Below are 22,897 nucleotides of genomic sequence, written 5' to 3'. Positions count from 1 at the left end.
TTGACCGGAAGGATCCCCCGGAGGAGACAATGCGCGATGACGTAGAGCAGGCGGCCGGGACACGGGCCGCGCATCCCGCTGGCTGGCCCGCACCGTCGATCCAGAAGGCCCACGAGCGCTCGGAGACGTTCGGCCTGCAGGTATCGGCACGCCCCGATTACGACGTGCTGTCGAACGCGGCGCTGGTGCTCAAGCGCGAGCAGAGCCGGGTGCTGTGCGTGCACGCGATGCCGGTGATGGAAACGCTGCACGAGCAGATCGTCAATACGCAGAGCATGATCGTGCTGACCGACGCGGAAGGGCTGATCCTGCATTCGATCGGCGACGACGATTTCCTGCGCCGCGCGGAGAAGGTCGCGCTGCGGCCGGGCGCGAACTGGGCGGAGAACCGGCAAGGCACCAACGCGATCGGCACGGCGCTGGCCGAGCTGTGCCCGATGGTCGTCCACGGCGACCAGCACTTCCTGGCCGCGAACCGCTTCCTGACCTGTTCGAGCGTGCCGATCCTCGATCCGTACGGCGACGCGATTGGCGTGCTCGACGTGACGGGCGACCACCGCAGCTATCACCAGCACACGATGGCGCTCGCGAAGATGTCGGTGCAGATGATCGAGAATCACCTGTTTACGACGACCTTTCAGGAAACGCTGCAGGTGTCGTTCCATGGCCGCCCCGAATTTCTCGGCACGCTGATGGAGGGGATCGTCGCGTTCACCGCCGACGGCCGCTTCCTGTCGGCCAATCGCAGCGCGCAGTTCCAGCTCGGCATGCCGCTCGCCGCGCTGCGCGCGCACACGCTGTCGTCGCTGTTCGACATCACCAGTGCGCAACTGATCGACCGCATGCGCGCGAGCACCGACCGGCACCTGATGCTCAATCTCGGCAACGGCGCGGTGGTGTGCGCGCGCGTGCACTTTCGCCGCGCGACGCTCGCCGAAGGCAGCCGGCCGACGGACGTCCACGATGCGGGGGTGCCGGCGGCGCGCCCGAACGCGGCGCCCGCGCCGGCGGCGGGCACGTCGGCCGGCCTGTCGCGGCTCAACTATCTCGACACCGGCGATGCGCAGGTCGCCAGCGTGATCGCGAAGGTGCGCAAGGTGATCGGCAAGGACATCCCGATCCTGATCACGGGCGAGACCGGCACCGGCAAGGAACTGCTCGCGCAGGCGATCCACAACGACTCGCCGCGCCGCGACGCGCCGTTCGTCGCGGTCAACTGCGCGTCGATTCCGGAGACGCTGATCGAGTCCGAACTGTTCGGCTACGAGGAGGGCGCGTTCACCGGCGCGCGCCGCAAGGGGGCGATCGGCAAGCTGCTGCAGGCGAACGGCGGCACGCTGTTCCTCGACGAGATCGGCGACATGCCGTATCCGCTGCAGGTGCGGCTGCTGCGCGTGCTGCAGGAGCGTCTCGTCAACCCGCTCGGCTCGACGAAGACGATCCCCGTGGACATCGCGATCATCTGCGCGACGCACCGCGATTTGCGCGACATGATCGCGCAGAACCGTTTCCGCGAGGATCTCTACTACCGGCTGAACGGCCTCGTGGTGCGCCTGCCGCCGTTGCGCGACCGCACGGATCTCGCGGTCGTCGTGCAGAAGATGCTGCAGCGCGAAGCGTTCGCGGGCCCGGGGCGGCCGCCGCTGTCGGTCGCGCCGGACGTGATGGAACTGTTCGTGCGCTGCACGTGGCCGGGCAACTTCCGGCAGCTCGGCAACCTGCTGCGCACGGCGGCCGCGATGGTCGACGACGACGGCGAAATCCGGCGCGAGCACCTGCCGGACGACTTCTTCGACGACCTGCGGCGCGGCGATGCGCAGGTCGTGCAGGCCGTCTCCGAGGCGTGTGCGTCGTCAGCCGCGCCCGCCCGGTCTGTCGCGGCGGGCGCCGGACCCTGCGGCGTGGACGCCTTCCCGCCCGCCGACACGCGCCTGCAGGATGTCGCGGCATCCGCGATCGCGGCCGCGCTGGCCCGTCACGGCGGCAATGTGTCCGCCGCCGCGCGCGCGCTCGGCGTGTCGCGCAACACGATCTACCGGAAGATGCCCGCGGCCGACGCGGCGCGCCACCCGTCTGACGAAAGCTGATACGCGAGCCACGGCGCACCGGCCGGTGCGCCGGGTGCGCAACGTGTCACAGCCGGTGTGTCAAGTTGCAACACCGGTGTTCAACGATTCAACACCTGTCACCGCCCGGGCGCCTCGCGCCGTCCGGCCGGCCGGGCGCATTCGCGCGAATCGTGTCGGCCATTCGTAAGGATTGCGTCCCGATGCCCGGATGACGGCCGTATGCCGGTGCGTGGCGGTGAAGGCAACGCATCGGCACGCTCCTTGCTGAAGAGGAAGCGACCGCTCGATCACCGCGGTTGTTCGACTCACGCAGCAACACATCGACTCATCGATTCATCAACTCAACAGGAGACACACCATGCAGTGGACGACACCGTCATACACCGACCTGCGCTTCGGCTTCGAAATCACGATGTACATCGCCAACCGCTGATCGCCGCGCGTGCCGCCCGTTTCGCCGTGGTCGGCGCGGGCGGCCTCGGGAGCTGACGCCCATGAAGATCAAGATACTCGGCTCGGGAGCCGGCGGCGGCCTGCCGCAATGGAACTGCAATTGCGCGAACTGCCGCCGCGCGCGCAGCGGAAGCGGCCATGTGGTGCCGCGCACGCAATCGTCGATCGCGGTCAGCGAAGACGGCATCGACTGGGTTCTCGTCAATGCGTCGCCCGACATTCTTTCGCAGTTGCGCGCGGATCCGGACCTGCAACCGGCGCGTGCGATCCGCGACAGCGGCATCGCCGCCGTCGTGCTGTGCGACGCGCAGATCGATCACGTGACGGGCCTGCTGATGCTGCGCGAGCGCTCGACGCCGCTGCCGCTGTACGCGAGCGCGCCGGTGCTCGACGACCTGTCGACCGGCTTGCCGCTCGTGCCCCTGCTCGGCCATTACTGCGGCGTCGCCGCGCACACGATCGTGCCCGGCGAGCCATTCGAAGTGCCCGCGGCGCGCGGGATCCGTTTCACCGCGATCGCCGTCGACAGCAAGCCGCCGCCTTATTCGCCGCGGCGTGCTTCGGCCGCGCCCGGCGACAACATCGCGCTGTCGATCGAGGACGTCGCGAGCGGGCGGCGCGCGTTCTATGCGCCGGGGCTCGCGTCGGTCACCGACGACGTGCGCGCGGCCATGGACGGCGCCGATCTCGTGCTGGTGGACGGCACGTTCTGGACCGGGACCGAGATGATCGATCTCGGCCTGTCGGGCAAGCACGCGGCCGACATGGGGCATCTCGCGCAGTGCGCGGAACACGGGCGGCCGGGCATGATCGACTGGCTCGACCGGCTGCCCGCGCGCACGCGCAAGGTGCTCACGCACATCAACAACACGAACCCGATTCTCGATCCGCATTCCGTCGAGCATGCGCACCTGCGCGCGCACGGCATCGACGTCGCGCACGACGGCATGCAATTCCAGGTCTGACGATGAACGCACCGATCCCCGCTACGGCGTTGCACGCGACGCCCTGGACCGCGACCGAATTCGAGGCGCGCCTGCGTGCGCTCGAATCGCGCTATCACATCCATCACCCGTTCAACCGGCGGCTCAACAGCGGCGCCTGTTCGCCCACGCAGATCCGCGGCTGGGTCGCGAACCGCTTCTATTACCAGATCTGCATTCCGCTCAAGGATGCGGCGATCCTGTCGAACTGTCCCGACCGCGAGACGCGGCGCCGCTGGATCCAGCGGCTGATCGACCACGACGGGCAGGGCGATAACGAAGGCGGCATCGAGGCGTGGGTGCGGCTCGGCGAGGCATGCGGTCTGACGCGCGACGAGCTATGGTCGCTCGAACACGTGCTGCCCGGCGTGCGTTTCGCGGTGGATGCGTACGTGAACTTCGCGCGGCGCGCGCCGTGGCAGGAAGCCGTGTGCTCGTCGCTGACCGAGATGTTCGCGCCGCAGATCCATCTCGACCGGCTCGCGGGCTGGCCGTCGCATTACCCGTGGATCGAGCCGGCCGGGCTGCATTATTTCCGCAGCCGCGTGCCGCTCGCGCAGCGCGACGTCGAGCACGGGCTCGCGGTCACGTTGGAGCATTTCACGACACCGGACGCGCAGCAGCGCGCGCTCGGCATCCTGCAATTCAAGCTCGACATCCTGTGGTCGATGCTCGACGCCGTCGAAAAGGCCTATCCGCTATGAACGCGATCGAAGCCGCCAGCGGCGTGCCGCTGCGCCCCTGCCTCAGGGGCATGTACCGCCTCCAATGGGAGGCGGCCCAGGATGCGTACGTGCTCCTCTATCCGGAGGGCATGGTCAAGCTCAATCCGAGCGCGGGGGAGATACTCGCGCGCTGCGACGGCACGCGCGAACTGGACGACATCATCGGCGAGCTCGAGCGCCTGTTCATGCAATCCGATCTCGCGACCGACGTCTACCGCTTCCTCGATCATGCGCGACTGCGCGGCTGGCTCGACTGACATGGCGCCCGACACTTCCCGTCCGTCCGCGCCGCTGTGGCTGCTCGCGGAACTCACGTACCGCTGCCCGCTGCATTGCGCGTTCTGCTACAACCCGGTCGATTTCGCGACGCACGGCGCGGAACTGGACACCGACGCGTGGCGCACGGTCATCAGCGACGCGCGCGCGCTCGGCGCCGCGCAAATCGGCTTCTCGGGCGGCGAGCCGCTGCAGCGTGGCGACCTCGAGACGCTCGTCGCGCATGCGCGCGGGCTCGGTTTCTATACGAACCTGATCACGTCGGGCATCGGGCTGAACGTCGCGCGCATCGAGCGGCTCAAGGCCGCCGGGCTCGATCATATTCAGTTGTCGCTGCAGGATTCGACGCGCGAGCTGAACGATTTCCTGACCAGCACGCGTACGTTCGAACTGAAACGCGACGTGGCGCGGCTGATCAAGGCGCACGGCTACCCGATGGTGCTCAACTGCGTGCTGCATCGCTACAACCTGCCGCACGTGGGGCAGATCATCGAGATGGCGCTCGATCTCGGCGCCGATTACCTGGAGCTCGCGAACACGCAGTATTACGGCTGGGCGATGCTCAATCGCGATCAACTGATGCCGACCGTCGAGCAGGTGCGCGAGGCCGAGGACACGGTCAACCGCTATCGCAAGCTGATCGGCGAGCGCTGCAAGATCCTGTTCGTCGTGCCCGACTATTTCGAGCGCCGCCCGAAAGCGTGCATGAACGGCTGGGGCTCGGTGTTTCTCGGTGTCGCGCCGGACGGCACCGCGCTGCCGTGCCATGCCGCGCGGTCGCTGCCGGGGCTCGCGTTGCCGAACGTGCGCGACCGGTCGCTGCGGGAAATCTGGTACGACAGCGACGCGTTCAACGCGTTTCGCGGCGACGACTGGATGCGCGAGCCGTGCCGCACGTGCGACGAGCGGCATACGGATCACGGCGGCTGCCGGTGTCAGGCCTACCTGCTGGCCGGCGATCCGAAGGAGGCCGACCCGGTGTGCGCGAAGTCCGCCCATCACGGCCAGGTCGAACAGGCCGTGCAGTTCGCGCGACGTCGCGCGCCGATCGCCGAACAGCCGTTGGTATTTCGTAGCAAGGAGAATTCGCTCGCGCAATGCGACGCGGCGTGCGAGCGCTGAGGCGCGCGGTCAGGACGAAGGCGGCGGCGCGCGACGCGGTGCTCGCGCGCCGCCGCGCCGCGCAGGGGAGAAAACGGCGCGCCGCCGCCGATGCGGGCGCGCGTACCCACCGCATTCAATCTCGATGAATGACCGCGCACGCGCGCGCCATCACCCGTCATCCGCCTTCGCCTGCAAATCCTTCAGCCCCTGAATCACGACCAGCAGCGCGCGCCCGTGCTCGTCCGACCCGTCCCACGCGTCGACGATCGCGTCGCGCAGCAGGTCGTTGTACCGGCGGCGCGACGGCTCCGTATCGACACCATAGAAACTGCATAGTTTATTGAATGGCGCGCTGCGGCGCAGCCGACGCCCGTTCGACAACCGAAGGCGCGACACGGTAGGCTGGCTGACCCCGGAAAGCCGCGCGATTTCGCTGGACGAGCGTGTATCCGCCATCAGGCGGCGCAACAGGTCTTGAACGGGAAAATCTTGGTCCGGGGCTTCCATGCGATGCATTATACCTATACAGTTACGGCTGTTGAATGGGCTTGCTGTCAGCAGCGAGGCTGTATCCCGAGAAAGTTGATGACACTGAAACACCTCCCTCCCACGTTCTGCTGGACCAAGATCGGCACCGAGTCCGGCGAGGAGCTGCCGACCGTCGTACTTCGCAAGGAATGGGAGCGCCGGCTCGGAGGCGGGCGTTTTCTGTGGGGCATCAACCAGCCGCTCGGCAACAGCGCGCAAGTCGCCGCGCATCGCACCGGTTCGCTGCTCGCACTGTTCTCGCCGGTCGCGTCGCGTCCGCGCGCGGGCGAGCGCAAGGACGCATTGCTGTGGAATGCGTGGGTCGACGCAGGCGGGCAGGTGCGGCCGTTGCCGCCGCATACGTTCATCGCCAGCCGCTCGACGCTGCCGTCCGGCCGGCGTCGCGAGCAGCACTACGCGCTCGTGTGCGCGTCGTCCACCGCGCTGACGGTCGGCACGCAGTTGCGCGTGTTTCCCGATCACCTGCGCAGCGTGAGCACCGGCAAGCCGCTGGGCGCCGCCCAGGGGGCGGCCGTGGTCGACTGCGTCGGGCGTGCGAAGGAACAGACGGGCAAGAGCTATCCGCTCGCGCTGTCGGTCGAGCTCGAAGCGCCGTATTTCGTGCGGCTGGCGCAGCCGTGCGTGCTGAAGGCGCGCGATCTCGCGGAAGTGAACAAGGCCACGCGCGCGGGCGATTTCGATCGCTTCGTCGAACTGGTCGCGCGCTTGCGCGGCCGTTCGCCGACGGACGCCGTGCGCGGCGTCACGCGCGATCTGTTCGACGTGCCGCCGCTCGAAACGGCGGCCGCGTATGTGGCGCCCGCGCATGTCGCGCGCATGCGCCACCGGCCGGCGGTCGAGCATCCGCGCGATCTCACCGGCGATCTGTTCGACCTGTCGCCGGGCGAGGCGGCCGCGTTCGCGGGGCTGGCGCATCCGCGCATCGGGCGCGCGTGACGACCCACGCGAAGCCGTTCGCGCAAGAATTTGTTGCAATCTCGCCGTAGCGGATCGGCGAGCGCGGCGCGACAATCGGCACGAAGCGCGCGGCGCGGCGGCCGATGCGTCGACATGCGACGGGTCGTGGTTCACGCCGCCGACATGCGTACCACGCACACTGGGCGTCGGCGTGCTTCACACTGCAATCCTGAGGGAGGAGTGTCGATGTCGACCCATATCCGTTCGCGGGAAGCGCGGGCCGCACAACGCTTCGTCGAAGCGACGCGCAACGTCGATCAGGCGTTTCGCGCCGTGCGCGGCGAAAGCGACGACGACGGCTCGTCGGCCCACTACGCACGCGCGATGTCGCGTCTCGATCGCGCGCTCGACGAGCTGGCGCGTGCACAGGAATTCTTCGATCGCGTCGTCGGCGCGGATACCGCGCACGGCAACTGACGGCTTCGTCGTTTCTCTTTTTCGCGCGTCGTGCGACGCGCGTTCATCTTCCTGCCGGGCGCGTTGCGCGGCATGCCGGTTCGTCACCCCGTTTCGATTCTCGATGTCAGGCCTTGCGGCCTTCGGCCGGATAGCCGCCTTGAGCGGTTGCCGTGCGTCGGCCCGCACGGGTCATGTCCGGTGCGGACGGCGCGGACGGCGCGGCGCGCGACGCGTAGCCGCGATGCTGGAACGAGGTCGCGAAGAACCGCATCTGGTAGCGGATCGCATTCGCCCAGTAATCCCACGTATGACCGCCCGGGCGCTCCGCATAGTCGTGCGGCACGCCGAGCGCGACGAGCCGTTCGTGCAGCGTGCGGTTCGAGTCGACGAAGGCATCGTCGCGGCCGCAATCGATCGTCAGGTCGAGATGCGCGCGCACGAATGCCCGCGCGTTTTCGACGATCACGTTGCGGTTCCAGAACGACGGATGGCGGCCGGGATCGCCGAACACGTGGTCGATGCCCGGCTCGTTCGCGCAGCAGCGCGGGTCGACCGCGCCGCTGATGCTGCCGACCGCGCCGAACGTGTCGGGCCGGTCGAGCGCGATGCGCAGCGCGCCGAAGCCGCCCATGCTGAGCCCGGTGATCGCGCGTGCGTGCTGGGCCGCGATCGTGCGGAAATGCAGGTCGACATAGGACACGACTTCATCGCCGACGAAGGTTTCGTAGCGGCTGCCCGAATCGAACGGGCTGTCGATGTACCAGCTTTCGTGTCCGCCGTCGGGCATCACGAGGATCACGCGGTAGCGGTCGGCGAGCGCGGCGATGTGCGTGTTCGACGTCCAGTCGGTATGGTCGCCGCCCGAGCCGTGCAGCAGATAGACGACGGGATAGCGTTCGCCGTGGTGGTCGCGCGCGTAATCGTCGGGCAGCACGATGGTGGCCTTCAGCGTTTCGCTCATCGCGGCGCTCGGAATCGCGACGACCCGCGCATGAAATGCGAAGGCAGGGCTCGTGACGGCGAGCAGCAGGAGCAGCCAGAAGGTACGTGCCAGGTTCATCGATCCTCGCATGTGTCGATCCAGTCCGGCCGGATGCCGGGAAAACCCTGTTCCGGCGACTCTAGCAACCGTGCCTTTCAACCATATTTCGGCGAATCCTACGGGTTGTCAGGCGGACGGCTCGCATACGTCCGCGACGATGGCCGCTTACGGCTTCCGCAGCCCGGGAGTGAATGCGGGGCTGAAATCCTCGGCCTCGAACAGCGGGCGGATCTCGATGTCGGAGTCGCCGGGCATCGGGTTCGGGCAGCGCTTCACCCACTCGACGGCCTCTTCCATCGATTTCACGCGCCAGAGCCAGTAGCCGGCGACGAGCTCCTTCGTTTCGGCGAACGGGCCGTCGATGACCGTGCGGTTCTTGCCGGAAAAGTGCACGCGCTTGCCGTGGCTGCTCGGGCGCAAGCCGTCGGCGGCGAGCAGGATGCCGGCTTTTACCAGCTCCTCGTTGAACTGGCCCATCGCGGCCAGCATGTCGGTATCGGGCATTTGGCCGGATTCGGAATCGGCGGTGGCTTTGACGATGACCATGACGCGCATTGTCGTATCTCCTTGAAAGGGAACGAGGGTGTCTGCCGGCCGGAGGCGGCAAACGCAGGGTTACGACAACACGACGCGCGGCGGCGACGCGAATCGACATCGCGGGAAAAAGTTTTCATCCGCGATGGAAACGGCGATGCCGGCCGCCGCTCTTGCCGCGGGCGGCACGCGCACCAGGCACGCTGTGGATCCGATCGGCAAGCTCGCTGCGCGCCGTCACGTTTACAACAACACTGATGCGGGATGCTTGATGTCTGATGCGTCTGCCATATGATAGTGATGCTTGATGTTGGATGCCTATCAGGAGAGAGACATGCGCACCACTCTGGACATTGATGACGACGTCCTCGCCTTCGCACGGGAGCGCGCGAAGCCGGGCGTGAGTATCGGCAAGGTTATTTCCGATCTCGCCCGCGCGGCACTGCAGCGGACGACGAACCAGTCGAACCGCAACGGCTTGCCGTTGATACCGGTCTCCGGGACGGCACGTCCCGTCACGCCCGACATCGTTAATCAACTTCGCGACGATTCACTTGGATGACCTACCTGCTCGACGTCAACGTCCTCATCGCCTTGCTGAATCCTGCGCATGTTCAGCATGAGCCTGCACATGCATGGTTTGGACGGGTAGGTCATTCGGCATGGTCTACCTGCCCGCTCACCGAGAACGGCGTTATTCGGATCATCTGCAATCCGAAATACACGAATACGATGGGCTCGTATATGTCCGTAGCTCCGCTCGTCGCGCAACTGCGGTCGCATGCCGGCCACACTTTCTGGCCGGACGACGTGAGCTTGCTGGACGAACAGCACGTCGACGCCACCCGTTTGCTGTCGTCCGCGCAATTGACCGATACGTACCTGCTGGCGCTGGCTCGCGCGCACAAAGGCAAACTGGCGAATTTTGATCGGCGTCTGGTCGTCGACGCCGTGCCGAATGGCGCCAAGCACCTTGAACTGATTGCTTGACGCTCGATCGGAAAGGGCGCCGTGGCAGCGACGCTTGAACGGGTTGCTGTCGGTTTCTCGCGGTGCCTTCCAGCGGGACGGTCTTGTCCTCGGCGTCCGGAACAGCGCGCCTTTCGCCCGTGCCCTTGTTTGGAAAGTTCGGTAGTGAGGCCGGTGCAGGCCCGTTGCGAGCATGCACGGGCACGAGCGCGCGCGGCGGCGCATACCACTGTCACGGAGCGCCTCGGCAAAGCTGGTATGCTGGTCCGCACCACGTTCATGCGGAGGGCGCCATGGCTGTCAAGGAAGTCTCGAAGAAGAAGTACCTGAAAATCCTGAACAAACGCCTGCGCGCGGAGCCGGCGGCCCCGGCCGGCGCATCGTTCGTGTTTTTCCCGCTCGGTGCGAAGGCGAAGCATGCGACGGGCGTCGTGTCCGGCGACGCACGCAGCAAGCGCGAGCTGGCCGTGATGGCCGCGGTCCAGCGCAAGGCGGCCGAAGAGTTCGTCGTCTCGGGCGCCTGACCGGCCCGGCCGGGCACGGCGCCGAACACCCGCCCGGCCCGAAACGGGCCGAGAGCCCGCGCGACGATCAGGACGCCTCGTCCGCCGCCGCCGCCGGATACCGGCTGCCGCCGCCGGCTTCGTCGCCTGCCGCCAGTTGTTCCAATGCGAGGCCCTTCGTCTCGATCCCGAGCGTCCACACGGCGATTGCCGCCGCGACGAACGACAGCGCGCCGAGCGTGAACACGCCGCCCTGGCCGAACACCGGCAGCACGACACCGACCACGTAAGGTCCGATCAGCGAGCCGATGCGGCCGATCGCCGACGCGAAGCCCGACCCCGTCGCGCGTGCGCCGGTGCCGTACAGCTCGGGCGTGTAGGTGTACAGCGCCGCCCACATCCCGAACAGGAAGAACTGCATCGCGAGGCCCGTGCCGATCAGCAGCGTCGTGCTGCCGCCGTACAGCGCGCTCTGGCCGTACGCATACGCCATCGCGCCGCCGCCGATCAACGACGCGATGCAGGTCGGCTTGCGTCCCCAGCGTTCGACGAGCCACGCGGCGCACAGGAAGCCCGGCACGCCGCCGAGCGAGATCAGCACCGTGTAGAACACCGATTTCGTGACTTCGAAGCCGGCCTGCTGCAGCAGCGCGCCGAGCCATGACGTGAGGCCGTAGAAGCCGAGCAGCGCGAAGAACCACAGCAGCCACACCATCACCGTGCGGCGACGGTACACGCCGCTCCAGATCTCGCGCAGCGCGCCGCGCCCGCGTGCGGCGGCGGGCTCGGCGAGCCGCGACGGCGGCGGCAGCGTCGTGACGCCGGCCGAGCGCATCACCTTCGCCTCGATCGCATGCATCACCGCGTCGGCTTCGGCGTGCCGGCCCGCATGCTCGAGCCAGCGCGGCGATTCGGGCACGATGCGGCGCACGACCAGCACGAATACGGCCGGAATCGCGAGCAGCGCGAACACGGTGCGCCAGCCGAACTGCGGCAGCACGAAATACGCGACGATGCCGGCCGTGATGAAGCCGAGCGGCCAGAAGCCGTCCATCAGCGCGATCAGGCGGCCGCGCTTCTCGGTCGGTACGAATTCGGACAGCAGCGTCTGCGCGACCGGAAACTCCATTCCCATCCCGATGCCGAGCAGCACGCGATAGACGATCAGCGCGTCGACGCTCTGCGCGGTCGAGCACAGGTACGACGCGGCGCCCCACAGCACCATGCTCCACTGGAACACGGGCCGGCGGCCGAACCGGTCGGCGAGCAGGCCGGCCACGGCCGCGCCGAGCACCATCCCGAAGAAGCTCGCGCTCGCGACGAGGCCGGCGGCGGCCGTCGACAGCCCGAACTCCTTGCGGATCGAGCCGAGCACGAACGTCATCGTGCCGAGGTCGACCGAGTCGAAGAAGAACGCGATCGCGATGATGAAGAAGATGCGCTTGTGATAGCCGGAGAACGGCAGGCGTTCGAGCCGGGCGGCGGCGGAGGCGGGAGCGGTGGCGGCGGGCATGGCGTCCTCTGAAATGAAAAAGGGGCCGCGCAGCGCATGCTCGAGGCCCCGATGCTTCACGTTCAGTAGACGCGACCACAAACTGCCGCATCAGAGGAAAAGCGCCGCCCGCTTGCCGAAATGCGTCATCGGCGGGCGGCGCGCGCGACGCACGCGTGCGTCAGTTCTTCAGCTTGTACCCGGTGCGGAACATCCACGCGACGACCGCGAGGAGGATCACGAGGAACAGCGCGGTCGCGGCGAGGCTGATCCACACGTGCACGTCGGCGATCCCGTAGAACGACCAGCGGAAACCGCTGATCAGGTAGACGATCGGGTTGAACAGCGTGACGACGCGCCACGCGGGCGGCAGCATGTCGACCGAGTAGAAGCTGCCGCCGAGGAACGTGAGCGGCGTGATGATCAGGAGCGGCACGAGCTGCAGCTTCTCGAAGCTGTCGGCCCAGATGCCGATCACGAAGCCGAACAGGCTGAAGGTGACGGCCGTCAGCACGAGGAACAGCACCATCCAGACCGGATGCAGGATGTGCAGCGGCACGAACAGGCCGGCCGTGGCGAGGATGATCACGCCGAGCAGGATCGACTTCGACGCGGCCGCGCCGACGTACGCGATCACGATCTCCCAGTACGAAACGGGCGCGGACAGGATCTCGTAGATCGTGCCGGTGAAGCGCGGGAAGTAGATGCCGAACGACGCGTTCGAGATGCTCTGCGACAGCAGCGACAGCATCACGAGGCCCGGCACGATGAACGACCCGTAGCCGATGCCGTTCACGTCGCTGATGCGCGAGCCGATCGCGGAGCCGAACACGACGAAATACAGCGACGTCGAGATCACCGGCGCGATGATGCTCTGCATCAGCGTGCGGCGCGTGCGGGCCATTTCTGCGCGGTAGATCGCGCGGATTCCATGCCAGTTCATGCGTCAGGCTCCTTGCACGCCGTTGCGGCGGTTGTCGATCAGGCTGACAAAAATGTCCTCGAGCGAGCTCTGCGTCGTATGCAGGTCGCGAAAGCCGATGCCGGCCGAGCCGAGCGCGTTGATGAGCTTAGCGATGCTCGCGTCGTCACGCTGCGAATCGTACGTATAGACGAGCGCGGCGCCGTCTTCCGCGCGCTCGAGCCCGAACGGCGCGAGCGCCGGCGGCACCTCCGCGAGCGGGTGCTCGAGCTGCACGGTGAGCTGCTTCTTGCCGAGCTTGCGCATCAGCTCGCGCTTTTCCTCGACGAGCACGAGCTCGCCGCCGAGGATGATGCCGATCCGGTCGGCCATCTCCTCGGCTTCCTCGATGTAGTGCGTGGTCAGCAGGATCGTCACGCCGCTTTCGCGCAGCGAATCGACGAGCTTCCACATGTCGCGGCGCAGCTCGACGTCGACGCCGGCCGTCGGCTCGTCGAGGAACAGGATGCGCGGCTCGTGCGACAGCGCCTTCGCGATCATCACGCGGCGCTTCATGCCGCCCGACAGCGTCATCAGCTTGTTGTCGCGCTTGTCCCACAGCGACAGCGCCTTCAGCGTCTTCTCGATGTACGCGGGATCGGGCGCCTTGCCGAACAGGCCGCGGCTGAACGACACGGTGGCCCAGACGCTTTCGAACGCGTCGGTGGTCAGCTCCTGCGGCACGAGGCCGATCATTTCGCGGGCCGCGCGGTATTGATCGCGGATGTCGTGGCCGCCAACCGTCACGCGGCCTTCGGTCGGCGTGACGATGCCGCAGATCGAGCCGATCAGCGTCGTCTTGCCAGCGCCGTTCGGCCCGAGCAGCGCGAAGATCTCGCCGGGGCGGATGTCGAGGGTCACGTGCTTCAGCGCCTGGAAGCCGGACGCGTAAGTCTTGGAGAGGTCGGAGACGGAAAGGATCGGTTGCATGCTCACGGATGGCACGGCCGCCCGGTGCGACGGCGGGCGCCGCGCGTGCCCGGCGCCGCCGCCGCTGCGCAGCGGCCGGGACCGGGAACGGCATGGCGAACGGGCGTCATGTCGAACGGCAGGGTGGTGCGGGATCGCGGGACCGCCATATTAGCAATCGGCACATCGAAATGCATTCTGATGGAAAAGTCGGGCAGCGTCGGTGCCGGATTTGCGTGGATTACGTGCGGATTTCCCAATGATTCGATGTTTTAGTTGAAAGATGCGAACAATCGGGGTTCTTTTCCGTGTATCGGGCCGCGCCCGGCGTGGCTGCCCGACATGCCGACCGACTGTGCTGCCTGCCGGCCGTCGCGCCGTACCGGGACGGCACATGCGGCGCTCGCGATAATGCGTTCCTTTCATCGTGATAGGGAGCGGCGCGCATGTCCTTGGTCGATTTCAAATCCGTGGCGGACGCACAGGCCGCCGCATGGAAATCCACGATCGTCGGCGAAGTGGGGCCGGCCCGGATCAAGGTATTGCGCATGGATGCGCAGCCTTACCAAGCGGAAGTGCACGACTACAACGAGGGGCTGCTGGTGCTCGACGGCACGCTGATGCTCGAGGTCGACGGAGAAACGGTCGTGGTCGGGGCCGGACAGATGTACCTCGCGCACGCCGGCACGCGCCACGCGGTGCTGCCCGGCAGCCACGGCACGCTCGCGATCATCGACGTGTGAGGTTGCGCCGCAGCATGCGTGCGTGCCGCCCAGGGCCGGCCGGCTTGGCTCGGCGAGGATTGGCGGCTGCCGTTCAAACGCGCGTTCCACGGGCCGGGTATTTGTCTGAGCAAATAAAATGAAGGCCGTTTGAAAATCTGTTAAATACCGTACAAACGCTAGGATTGCGCGGGTTCATTCGTTTGGAACTCTGCATCCATTTACTTGTGGGAATGGTCCGATCATAGTCTCGACGAACGACGCATCACGATAACGAATCAAGCGTACGTATGGAGACCACATCATGAGACGCCTATCCGCCGGGCCAGCCGGACTGCCGTTTCCCGATTTTTCGCCGAATGCAGGCGCGCCGCGGATCGCGTGCCTGCATCGTCGCCTCGCCGTGTAGCGGCAAAGCCGCAGCGGCCAAGCCACTTTCCGTTTCGATCGTTCCGACGGCGCCGTGCCGCATGACGGCGCCGCGGGAGCGCGCTTGCCCGCCGCCGCGGCGTGTGCCGCATGTGCGTGAACGGCATCGCGGCGGCGATGCGCGCACCATCATGCGCCGCGCGTCCGTGCGGCGGCGCGATACCAACCGGCGGGCCATGCAGCCCGGCCGGACGAGATTTGTCGTACCTGAAAAGGAGGGGTTGATGATTTGCATTCCTGAATGGCGGAAGGCGATCCTGTCGTGTGCGGTGCTGGCGCTGCCGTTCGTCGCCGGTTGCGGCGGCGGCGACGATCCGGGGCCGATCACCGTGCCGCAGTGCTCGGGCAGCGCATGCGGGCCGAGCGGCGCCGACACGACGCCGCCCGTCGTGACGAAGTTGTGTCCGGACGCGCTCGACTACACGACGACGTACACGGGCGGCGCCGGCAGCGGCGAGTACGTGAAGGTGAAGTTCGACACGACGAAGCTCACCTATCAGATGCAGTTCATCGAATCGTCGGTGCCGACCTCGGCAGGGCAAGTCAACGACACGCGCGCGGGCCTGACGATCAGCGGCGCGTTCCACCATCCGACCAATCTTCCGACGGCCGAGCAGAACCGCTGCGCGTTCGTGCTCGACAGCGGCGCGACGAGCGACGGCGCGTATGCGGTGACGATCAACCGTGCGGATCCGCCGATGCTGTTCGTGGGCAACGGCGTGGTGGGCGGCGGGATTCCGGGGGCGACGATCGCGTTCCCGGGCATCGAGATCGTACCGGGTCTGTTCCTCGGCACCGTGCCGTCGCGCACGTTCGACTTCTATCCGTTCATCGGCTTCGTCGAAACGGAAACCGACTTCTCGAAGGTCGCGGGGAACTACAACGAGGTCGGCATTCATCTGTCGCCGCTCGGCGGCAATGGCCAGAGCTCGAGCGGGCCGGTCGGCTGGGAGCCGGACGTCGTCAACTGGAACCAGACGCTCAATGCGGACGGCTCATGCACGATTACCCAGGGCAGCGACTACTCGTGCCAGACGACCGGGTCGCCGTGGGTGCTGCGCAAGAACGCGGACGGGTCGGCCGACAACGTGTTCGTGAGCAGCGCGGTCCCGGACCAGTTCGGCACGCTCGTGTATCCGGTCGCGGGGCAGGGCGCATCGCTCGTGATTGCGCCGAGTCAGGCGAAGGGCATCATGATCGTCGGCAAGCTGAACGGCGTACGCGTGCCGATCGTGATTCGTGTCGGCTACACGCACGTCGATCCGACCAACCTGCTCGCGTCGGTCGCGGATGCCGAAGTCGGGATCTCGATGCTGTCGTCGGCCAGCGCGATCGCGGCGAATTCGCTGAAGGGCGGCTACATCGGCGCGACCAGCGCATCGGCATGCGGCATCGTGACCTCCAACGGGCAGCCGAACGCGATCGCGCTGGCGCGGCCGAGCTTCGATCCGTCCGTCCCGCACCCGGACCTTCCTGGTGCGTTCGTCAACGGCGTGTTCATGTCGGAAGCCGGAAGCTGCAACGACGGTACCGCCGTGTCGACGCTGGCCGCGAACTATACGTCCACGCTGTTCCAGGGCAATACCGCGGCGTTCATCGATCCGCAGACGTCGTCGGTCACCTCGCAGTTCGCGCTGGACTATGCGCAGGCCACGCCCGGCAAGATCAAGGTGACCGCCACGCAGGACTTCAACGCGAAGGGCGCGAACGGCAACGTGGCGATCTTCAGCAAGGGCGACACGGGCTGGCTCGTGACGGCCGGCAACGTCTACGCGATGGTCGTCAACAACAACAAGGTCAATCCGTTCTTCACGGTCGGCGCGTTCGTCCAGTAACCCCGCATTGAACACGTAGCACCGGCGGCGCACGCGTCGCCGCCGGCGAACCGAATTTCAAGAGGATTCCTATGAATTTGAAGCATTGGATGGCCGCGGCGTCGCTCGCGCCCGTGCTGGCCGCATGCGGCGGCGACGGCGACCCGCCGCCCGCGCCGGTGGTCCGGCTGTGCCCGCAGACGATCGACTACAACACGGTGTTCGTCGGCGGCTCCGGGTCAGGCGAGCTCGTGAAAGTACAGCTCGACACGACGAAGATGACGTACCGGATGACCTACCTCGCATCGCCGGTGCCGACCACCACGGGTACCGTGCAGCCGACGCGGGACACCGCACCGGCGAACGTGGTCGACGGCACGCTGGCCGACGAGACGGGGCTGCCGACGGTGAAGCTGAACCAGTGCACGTTCCGGATGCAGAACGCGAGCCTCGACCCGAGCCGGCCCGCGCGGCTGTTCCTCGGCGAAGGCGTGCTGGGCGGCGCGATCCCCGGCGCGACGATCCAGTTCGACGGCGTGATCGGCGTCGGCAAGATTCCGAAGACGACGTTCCCGTACTACCCGTTCATCAGCTTCTCGTCGCTGGAAACCGACCTGACGAAGATCGCCGGCACGTACAACCAGCTCGGCTATCACCAGGTGCCGTCGCAGAACTTCCAGCCGGTGGCGCTCGACCAGACGGTGACGATCGACGCGGACGGCAGCTATACGGAAACCGATAACTTCGGCAAGAAGAACGGCGGGCAGCCGCTTGCGTCGAGCGCGACCGTGAACCAGCCGTTCACGCTGCGCCCCGATGCGCCGGCATTCCAGTCGTTGAACTACCAGCCGCAGATTCCGCCGACGCTCGCCGCGCTCGATCCGGCGAAGGCCGGCAAGGGAATCCTGATCGTCGGCAAGCTGCGCAACCAGCTCGTGCCGATCTTCATCCGCACCGGCGCCGCGAACGCGGACCTCACGCAGGGCCCGCCGAGCGCGGACGACGAATCGGGCATCTCGTTCCTGAGCCCGCGGACGGCGATCGCGCAGGGTTCGCAGGACGGCGAGTACACGGGCGTGGACAGCGCGTTCAACTACCGCGCGACCGCGCTCGTCGGTGCGCAGGCGACGCTGCTCGATCCGTTCAACGCGTCGCAGGCCGCACTCACGCGCGCGCTGAACCTCGACTACACGCAGAAGGTGCCGGGCGTCGTGACGACCGTGCATGCGGACGCGGCGTCGGGGCCGGCGACCGGCAAGTTCGTGTTCACCGGCGGCGTGTTCGGGTTCCTCGACATGGCCGATACGCGCAACCCGTACTTCACGGTCGGCGCGTTCGTGCAGTGACCGCGTGTGGATGGAGACATGGCGGCGCCGCGCGCGACTACGCGGCGCCCCGACGGAACGAGGGGGAGACTTCATGAAGAAGCTGATTGTCGCGGGTGTCGTCGCAGGCGCGTCGACGCTCGCATCGGCCCAGCAGGCGGGCGACAACGTCGCGACGCTGGGCTGGCTGCACATCATGCCGCAGGATTCGACCAACGGGCTCACGACGAATCTCGCGAACATGCCGATCAACGGGCCGCTGCGTCTGCCCGGTTCGTTCACGTCGCCGGGCACGAGCCTGACGGTCAACAACGCCGATACGGTCGGCCTCACGCTCACGCACTTCTTCACCGACCACATCGCGGTGACGTCGGTGCTCGGCGTGCCGCCCGAGTTCACGCTGACGGGCCACGGCGTGATCAAGCCGCCGGGCCCGGCCGGCGCGCTCGGCAACGTCGACATGGACAAGTCGGCGAACCAGCCGGCCGTGAAGAATGCGCGGCAGTGGAGCCCGACGATCATCCTGCAGTACTACTTCAATTCGCCGACGGCGAGGTTCCGCCCGTTCGTCGGGATCGGCGTGGCCTACAGTTGGTTCAGCAACATCGAACTGAACGGCAACTTCGCGAAGGACATCAACGAGAACCTCGGCAGCGTGCTCGCGGCCGGCGCCGGCAAGCCGGGCGCGACGTCGGTGGAGGGCAAGGCGTCGTCGTCGTTCACGCCGGTCTACAACGTCGGCGCGAGCTACGCGATCGACAAGCACTGGGGACTCACGGCGACGCTGACGTACATGCCGCTGAAGACCTACTCGTCGCTCGTGATCAAGGCGGCCGACGGCTCGACGCTCGCGACCACGCGCACGCGGTTGAAGGCCGACCCGTTGATCACGTTCGTCGGGATTTCCTACAAGTTCTGAGCCGACCGGCGCGCATGACGCGTGCCGGCGGCTTCCTGTGACCAACTGTCCGGATCGTTCCGGCCGGAAGGTCGCGTTCCTGGCGGCGTGCCGCCATTTGTGAAGAGAGGGGGCAGTTCAAATGAGCATTCGCAAAATCGTATCGCTTGTTGCTGCAGTGGCTTTCACCGCGGTTTCGGCCGCGCCTGCTTTCGCCGTCACCGTGTCGCGCGCCGACGGCCAACCGACGAATCCGAACGGCGAGCCGTTCTCGGCGACGGGGCTCACGAACCTCAGCAAGGGATCGATTACCGCATCCTGCAATGCGACGTTCAACGGCACCATCACGTCGACCGGTATCGTCAACATCACCTCGACGACGTTCACGGGCGGCGCGACGTGCGGCCTGATCAGCGGCAGCGCGAGCAGCACGTCGCCGTGGACGGGGCAGGCCGACAGCACGACGCAACTGTCGATCAACAACGTGAAGGTGAACGTCACGCTGCTCGGCACGTGCGGGCCGAGCAAGGTCGTGATGGCGTGGAGCGACGCGAACTCGTCGCTGACGTTCAACAACGCCACGCTGACGCCGGACTGCACGGTGGGCGGCACGATCCTGACGTCGCCGAAGTTCCACGTGCAGTAAGCGGCGCGCGATCGAAGCGGGGACCCGCCGCGCGGGAGGGCCGTGCGTGAGGATCGGGCGGTTCGCACGCGGGTTGTCGTTTTCGCTTCCTCGATGTATTCGCGTTGTCGCGCTTATCCGCGTGACGGCCGGTTGGCCGCCCGTGTCGAGATCCGGCACGGGCGGACCTGCAGGGCAGGCGTGACGCACCGCGCCTCCCGATTCGATTGAAACGAGACTATTCCAATTGGCCGGAACCATGCTTACCGATCCAGCAAAGTATGGCGATGCCCACGGCGCGACGCCCGACCGGCTGCGCACGGCCGCGTGGCTGCAGTACCTGATCGACCATCTCGACACGGCGGCCTGCGCGATGACCGCGAGCGACGCCGGCGACCCGCCCGTCGTCGCGTCGCACGCGCGACGTGCGGGAACTGGCGCGAGCCTGTCCCGCGAAGCGACCGCGGTCCTGCACCGGCTCGTCCCGTGGATCGCGACCGATGGCGGCGGCTGCGCATGCGACCCGGCCGATCCGCTCGGCGCGTGCTCGCACGTGCCTTCCGTCCGGCAACTCGCCGAAGCCGAACGTCGCTGCCCGGGCTCGCGTGCCGTATTCGACACCGCGCACGGCCTGATCGATGCCTGCGCATTCGACGATCCTGACGTCGGCTGGGCCGCGCTCGAACGGATTGCCGATGGCGTCGAATGCAGCGGCGAAGACGCGGGCGCACGCCTCGCGAGCGAACCCGACGGGCAGCGCGAGACACCCAATGCGAAGAACCTGAGAGACAGGCTCGCCGCGGTCGTGGCAACGAGCACGGAAGCACCGACTCGTCCCGGCGCCGTCATCGACGCGATCGTGCTGCGCGCATGCGGCCCGCGCGACGACGCGGCGCGCATCGACGAGATGGCCGCATTCGCGATGTTTTCGGCAGAACTTGCCGCGGGCAACGGCGTTTCGGTTCAGGCGTACGGCGGCCGGCACAACCTCGTCGCGCGGGCGATCCGCACGCACCGCGCCGATCTTGCGTCGGTGGACGGGCTGTTCGCCGCGCTATCCGTGTGCCGGCTCGATCGACTGACAGGCGCCGGCAGTTTCTGGGCCTACTACCTGCTGGCGGGCGTCATGATCGCCGCGCCGGATACGGTGCGGGAAATCGGCCGCGGCTTCCATGGCGACACCTGGCAGGAATGGCTTGATCACGTGCTCGCGTGGCCGGCGGTCAGCCGCTTCGGGCCGAAGGACGATACGGCATTCGAGCACCTGCGCGACGCGATGAGCCTGACGTCGCGCAGGAACCCGATCGTGCGTGCGAAACGGATGCGGGGCGTTTCCGTAACCCGGGCAGGCGGCGCAAGCGGGAAGACGCAATGAAACGCGGCTCGGGGCGAGAACGCCGCGAGCCGCGGGGGAGGGTATCGCGGCGCCCGGCGCGGGCGCTGGATCGATCAGACGGTCTCGGGTTGCCGCACGGCCTTCGCGACATTGCGCGCCGGTGCGCCGTTCGCGACGAAGTACGGCACGTCGACCCGCGCGAGCGGCGTGCGGCCGCGGATCTTGTCGGCGATCTTCTCGGCGATCATGATCGTCGGGGCGTTCAGGTTGCCGGTCGTGATGATCGGCATGATCGACGCATCGACGACGCGCAGCCCGTCGAGCCCGTGCACGCGGCCTTCTTCATCGACCACCGCCATGTCGTCGTAACCCATCTTGCACGAGCACGACGGATGGAACGCGGTTTCCGCGCGGGCGCGCACGAATGCGTCGAGTTCCTTGTCGCTCTTGCAGTCGGCGCCCGGGTTCAGCTCGCGGCCGCGATAGCGGTCGAGCGCGGGCTGCCGCATGATCTCGCGCGTCGCGCGGATCGCATCGCGGAACTCGCGCCAGTCGAGCGCTTCGGCCATGTAGTTGAACAGGATGCTCGGGTGATCGTTCGGGTCGCGCGAGCGCAGCTTCACGCGGCCGCGGCTCGGCGAGCGCATCGAGCCGACGTGCGCCTGGAAGCCGTGCATCTCGATCGCGTTCGAGCCGTTGTAGTTGATCGCCACCGGCAGGAAGTGATACTGGATGTTCGGCCACGGGTCGTCGTCGCGCGTGCGGATGAAGCCGCCCGCCTCGAAGTGGTTGCTCGCGCCGAGGCCCGTGCCGTTCAGCATCCATTCGAGGCCGATCTTCGGCTGGTTCCACCATTTGAGCGCCGGGTACAGCGAGACCGGCTCCTTGCACTCGTACTGGATGTACATCTCCAGGTGGTCCTGCAGATTCTGGCCGACGCCGGGCAGATCGAGCACGACGGGAATGTCGAGTTCCTTCAGCCATGCGCCGGGGCCGACGCCCGAGCGCTGCAGCAGTTGCGGCGACGCGATCGCGCCGCTGCACACGAGCACTTCGCGGCGCGCATGCACGGTCGCGCGCTCGGTGCCGCGCAGGTACGTGACGCCCGATGCGCGCTTGCCGTCGAACAGGATGCGGTCGGCGAGCGCATGCGTGACGATCTCGAGGTTCGGCCGCATCTTCGCCTGGTCGAGGTAGCCGCGTGCGGTGCTCGCGCGGCGGCCCTTCGGCGTGACGGTGCGGTCCATCGGCCCGAAGCCTTCCTGCTGATAGCCGTTCAGGTCGTCGGTGCGCGGATAGCCGGCCTGAACGCCCGCGTCGACCATCGCTTCGAACAGCGGGTTCACGCCCGGCTTGCTGGTCGTGACCGACACGGGGCCGCTGCCGCCGTGATAGTCGTTCGGGCCGACGTCGCGCGTCTCGGCTTTCTTGAAGTACGGCAGGCAGTCGAGATACGTCCAGTTCTCGAGGCCCTTGTGTGTCGACCAGTTGTCGTAGTCGAGCGCGTTGCCGCGGATGTAGCACATCCCGTTGATCAGCGACGAGCCGCCGAGCCCCTTGCCGCGGCCGCATTCCATCCGGCGGTTGTCCATGTGCGGCTCGGGATCGGTCTCGTATGCCCAGTTGTAGCGGCGGCCCTGCAGCGGGTAGGCGAGGGCGGCCGGCATCTGCGTGCGGAAGTCGAAGCGGTAGTCGGGGCCGCCCGCTTCGAGCAGCAGCACCGTGACGTTCGGATCTTCCGTCAGGCGCGTCGCGAGCACGTTGCCCGCGGAACCTGCGCCGCAGATGATGTAGTCGTATTCGCGTGTCGTCATGACGGCTCT

At 67.2% G+C, this 22,897-nt stretch carries 24 protein-coding genes; 17 read left to right on the top strand and 7 right to left on the bottom strand.

The annotated features are described in order from the left end of the window. Positions 1-29 precede the first annotated feature (29 nt). The 6 genes from CFB35_RS26160 to pqqE all read left to right on the top strand — a co-directional run bounded on the left by CFB35_RS26160 (position 30) and on the right by pqqE (position 5,628). A complete protein-coding gene (locus CFB35_RS26160) occupies positions 30-2,087 on the top strand; it encodes a sigma-54-dependent Fis family transcriptional regulator (RefSeq protein ID WP_059583260.1) in 2,058 nt (685 codons plus the stop codon). Positions 2,088-2,427: 340 nt separating this feature from the next. Then, the gene (pqqA, locus tag CFB35_RS26150; protein WP_006485436.1) at positions 2,428-2,502 is read left to right on the top strand and encodes a pyrroloquinoline quinone precursor peptide PqqA; all 75 of its coding nucleotides are present in this window, start codon (positions 2,428-2,430) and stop codon (positions 2,500-2,502) included. A 61-nt stretch (positions 2,503-2,563) separates the two neighbouring features. Then, positions 2,564-3,487, top strand: a complete 924-nt coding sequence (gene pqqB, locus CFB35_RS26145; protein WP_059583258.1) for a pyrroloquinoline quinone biosynthesis protein PqqB — start codon at positions 2,564-2,566, stop codon at positions 3,485-3,487. Positions 3,488-3,489: 2 nt separating this feature from the next. Then, complete coding sequence (gene pqqC / locus CFB35_RS26140; RefSeq protein WP_059583257.1) at positions 3,490-4,209, top strand: pyrroloquinoline-quinone synthase PqqC; 720 nt, start codon at positions 3,490-3,492, stop codon at positions 4,207-4,209. Then, entirely contained in the window at positions 4,206-4,487 is a 282-nt protein-coding gene (pqqD, locus tag CFB35_RS26135; RefSeq protein ID WP_006480620.1) for a pyrroloquinoline quinone biosynthesis peptide chaperone PqqD, read from the top strand. The genes pqqC and pqqD overlap by 4 nt, the downstream gene beginning before the upstream one ends. A 1-nt stretch (position 4,488) precedes the next feature. Then, on the top strand, positions 4,489-5,628 hold the full coding sequence (pqqE, locus tag CFB35_RS26130; protein WP_089465741.1) for a pyrroloquinoline quinone biosynthesis protein PqqE: 1,140 nt from the start codon (positions 4,489-4,491) through the stop codon (positions 5,626-5,628). Between the two features lie 150 nt (positions 5,629-5,778). On the opposite strand, the gene CFB35_RS26125 is transcribed toward pqqE, so the two are convergent. Beyond that, entirely contained in the window at positions 5,779-6,117 is a 339-nt protein-coding gene (locus CFB35_RS26125) for a helix-turn-helix transcriptional regulator (protein WP_012339501.1), read from the bottom strand. Positions 6,118-6,195: 78 nt separating this feature from the next. On the opposite strand from CFB35_RS26125, the gene CFB35_RS26120 reads away from it, so the two are divergent. Together CFB35_RS26120 and CFB35_RS26115 are read left to right on the top strand one after the other, a co-directional pair. Then, entirely contained in the window at positions 6,196-7,095 is a 900-nt protein-coding gene (locus CFB35_RS26120; RefSeq protein ID WP_089465740.1) for a hypothetical protein, read from the top strand. Positions 7,096-7,302: 207 nt separating this feature from the next. Then, a complete protein-coding gene (locus CFB35_RS26115; RefSeq protein WP_059583251.1) occupies positions 7,303-7,533 on the top strand; it encodes a hypothetical protein in 231 nt (76 codons plus the stop codon). Between the two features lie 106 nt (positions 7,534-7,639). Here the strand turns inward: CFB35_RS26115 and CFB35_RS26110 are convergent, their stop codons facing one another. Both CFB35_RS26110 and CFB35_RS26105 read right to left on the bottom strand, forming a co-directional pair. Continuing rightward, on the bottom strand, positions 7,640-8,575 hold the full coding sequence (locus CFB35_RS26110; protein WP_226094016.1) for an alpha/beta hydrolase family protein: 936 nt from the start codon (positions 8,573-8,575) through the stop codon (positions 7,640-7,642). Positions 8,576-8,722: 147 nt separating this feature from the next. After that, on the bottom strand, positions 8,723-9,112 hold the full coding sequence (locus CFB35_RS26105; protein WP_059583248.1) for a YciI family protein: 390 nt from the start codon (positions 9,110-9,112) through the stop codon (positions 8,723-8,725). A gap of 313 nt (positions 9,113-9,425) precedes the next feature. On the opposite strand from CFB35_RS26105, the gene CFB35_RS26100 reads away from it, so the two are divergent. The 3 genes from CFB35_RS26100 to CFB35_RS26090 all read left to right on the top strand — a co-directional run bounded on the left by CFB35_RS26100 (position 9,426) and on the right by CFB35_RS26090 (position 10,584). Further along, positions 9,426-9,653: a CopG family transcriptional regulator gene (locus CFB35_RS26100; RefSeq protein WP_179231791.1), complete on the top strand. Its 228-nt coding sequence runs from the start codon at positions 9,426-9,428 to the stop codon at positions 9,651-9,653. Further along, positions 9,650-10,081: a TA system VapC family ribonuclease toxin gene (locus tag CFB35_RS26095; protein WP_059583245.1), complete on the top strand. Its 432-nt coding sequence runs from the start codon at positions 9,650-9,652 to the stop codon at positions 10,079-10,081. The genes CFB35_RS26100 and CFB35_RS26095 overlap by 4 nt, the downstream gene beginning before the upstream one ends. 272 nt (positions 10,082-10,353) lie before the next feature. Beyond that, positions 10,354-10,584 (top strand): hypothetical protein, encoded by a 231-nt coding sequence (locus CFB35_RS26090; protein ID WP_059583243.1) that lies wholly within the window; start codon positions 10,354-10,356, stop codon positions 10,582-10,584. 67 nt (positions 10,585-10,651) lie between these two features. Here the strand turns inward: CFB35_RS26090 and CFB35_RS26085 are convergent, their stop codons facing one another. The 3 genes from CFB35_RS26085 to CFB35_RS26075 form a co-directional block, all read right to left on the bottom strand. Next, positions 10,652-12,076: an MFS transporter gene (locus CFB35_RS26085; protein ID WP_059583242.1), complete on the bottom strand. Its 1,425-nt coding sequence runs from the start codon at positions 12,074-12,076 to the stop codon at positions 10,652-10,654. A gap of 160 nt (positions 12,077-12,236) precedes the next feature. After that, entirely contained in the window at positions 12,237-12,998 is a 762-nt protein-coding gene (locus tag CFB35_RS26080) for an ABC transporter permease (RefSeq protein ID WP_059583240.1), read from the bottom strand. Between the two features lie 3 nt (positions 12,999-13,001). Further along, positions 13,002-13,946, bottom strand: coding sequence for an ABC transporter ATP-binding protein (locus tag CFB35_RS26075; RefSeq protein WP_059583239.1), 945 nt, complete (start codon positions 13,944-13,946; stop codon positions 13,002-13,004). 425 nt (positions 13,947-14,371) lie between these two features. On the opposite strand from CFB35_RS26075, the gene CFB35_RS26065 reads away from it, so the two are divergent. From CFB35_RS26065 to CFB35_RS26040, 6 genes are all read left to right on the top strand, one after another. Next, on the top strand, positions 14,372-14,668 hold the full coding sequence (locus CFB35_RS26065; RefSeq protein WP_059583237.1) for a cupin domain-containing protein: 297 nt from the start codon (positions 14,372-14,374) through the stop codon (positions 14,666-14,668). Positions 14,669-15,300: 632 nt separating this feature from the next. Next, entirely contained in the window at positions 15,301-16,911 is a 1,611-nt protein-coding gene (locus CFB35_RS26060) for a DUF2957 domain-containing protein (protein ID WP_059583235.1), read from the top strand. A gap of 71 nt (positions 16,912-16,982) precedes the next feature. Next, positions 16,983-18,236 carry a DUF2957 domain-containing protein gene (locus CFB35_RS26055; protein ID WP_059583234.1) on the top strand — a complete coding sequence of 418 codons (1,254 nt, stop codon included), beginning with the start codon at positions 16,983-16,985 and terminating at the stop codon, positions 18,234-18,236. A 73-nt stretch (positions 18,237-18,309) separates the two neighbouring features. After that, positions 18,310-19,134, top strand: coding sequence for an OmpW family protein (locus tag CFB35_RS26050; protein ID WP_059583231.1), 825 nt, complete (start codon positions 18,310-18,312; stop codon positions 19,132-19,134). Between the two features lie 121 nt (positions 19,135-19,255). Next, the gene (locus CFB35_RS26045) at positions 19,256-19,759 is read left to right on the top strand and encodes a hypothetical protein (protein ID WP_059583230.1); all 504 of its coding nucleotides are present in this window, start codon (positions 19,256-19,258) and stop codon (positions 19,757-19,759) included. 238 nt (positions 19,760-19,997) lie between these two features. Then, positions 19,998-21,113 carry a hypothetical protein gene (locus CFB35_RS26040; protein ID WP_059583228.1) on the top strand — a complete coding sequence of 372 codons (1,116 nt, stop codon included), beginning with the start codon at positions 19,998-20,000 and terminating at the stop codon, positions 21,111-21,113. Between the two features lie 74 nt (positions 21,114-21,187). On the opposite strand, the gene betA is transcribed toward CFB35_RS26040, so the two are convergent. Next, positions 21,188-22,888 carry a choline dehydrogenase gene (gene betA, locus CFB35_RS26035; RefSeq protein ID WP_059583226.1) on the bottom strand — a complete coding sequence of 567 codons (1,701 nt, stop codon included), beginning with the start codon at positions 22,886-22,888 and terminating at the stop codon, positions 21,188-21,190. Between the last annotated feature and the right edge of the window lie 9 nt (positions 22,889-22,897).

It is taken from the genome of Burkholderia sp. AU16482, from assembly GCF_002223285.1.
GTDB lineage: Bacteria > Pseudomonadota > Gammaproteobacteria > Burkholderiales > Burkholderiaceae > Burkholderia > Burkholderia semiarida.
Note: the sequence above shows the minus strand (reverse complement) of the source record. Positions and strands in the feature narration are given on the sequence as shown.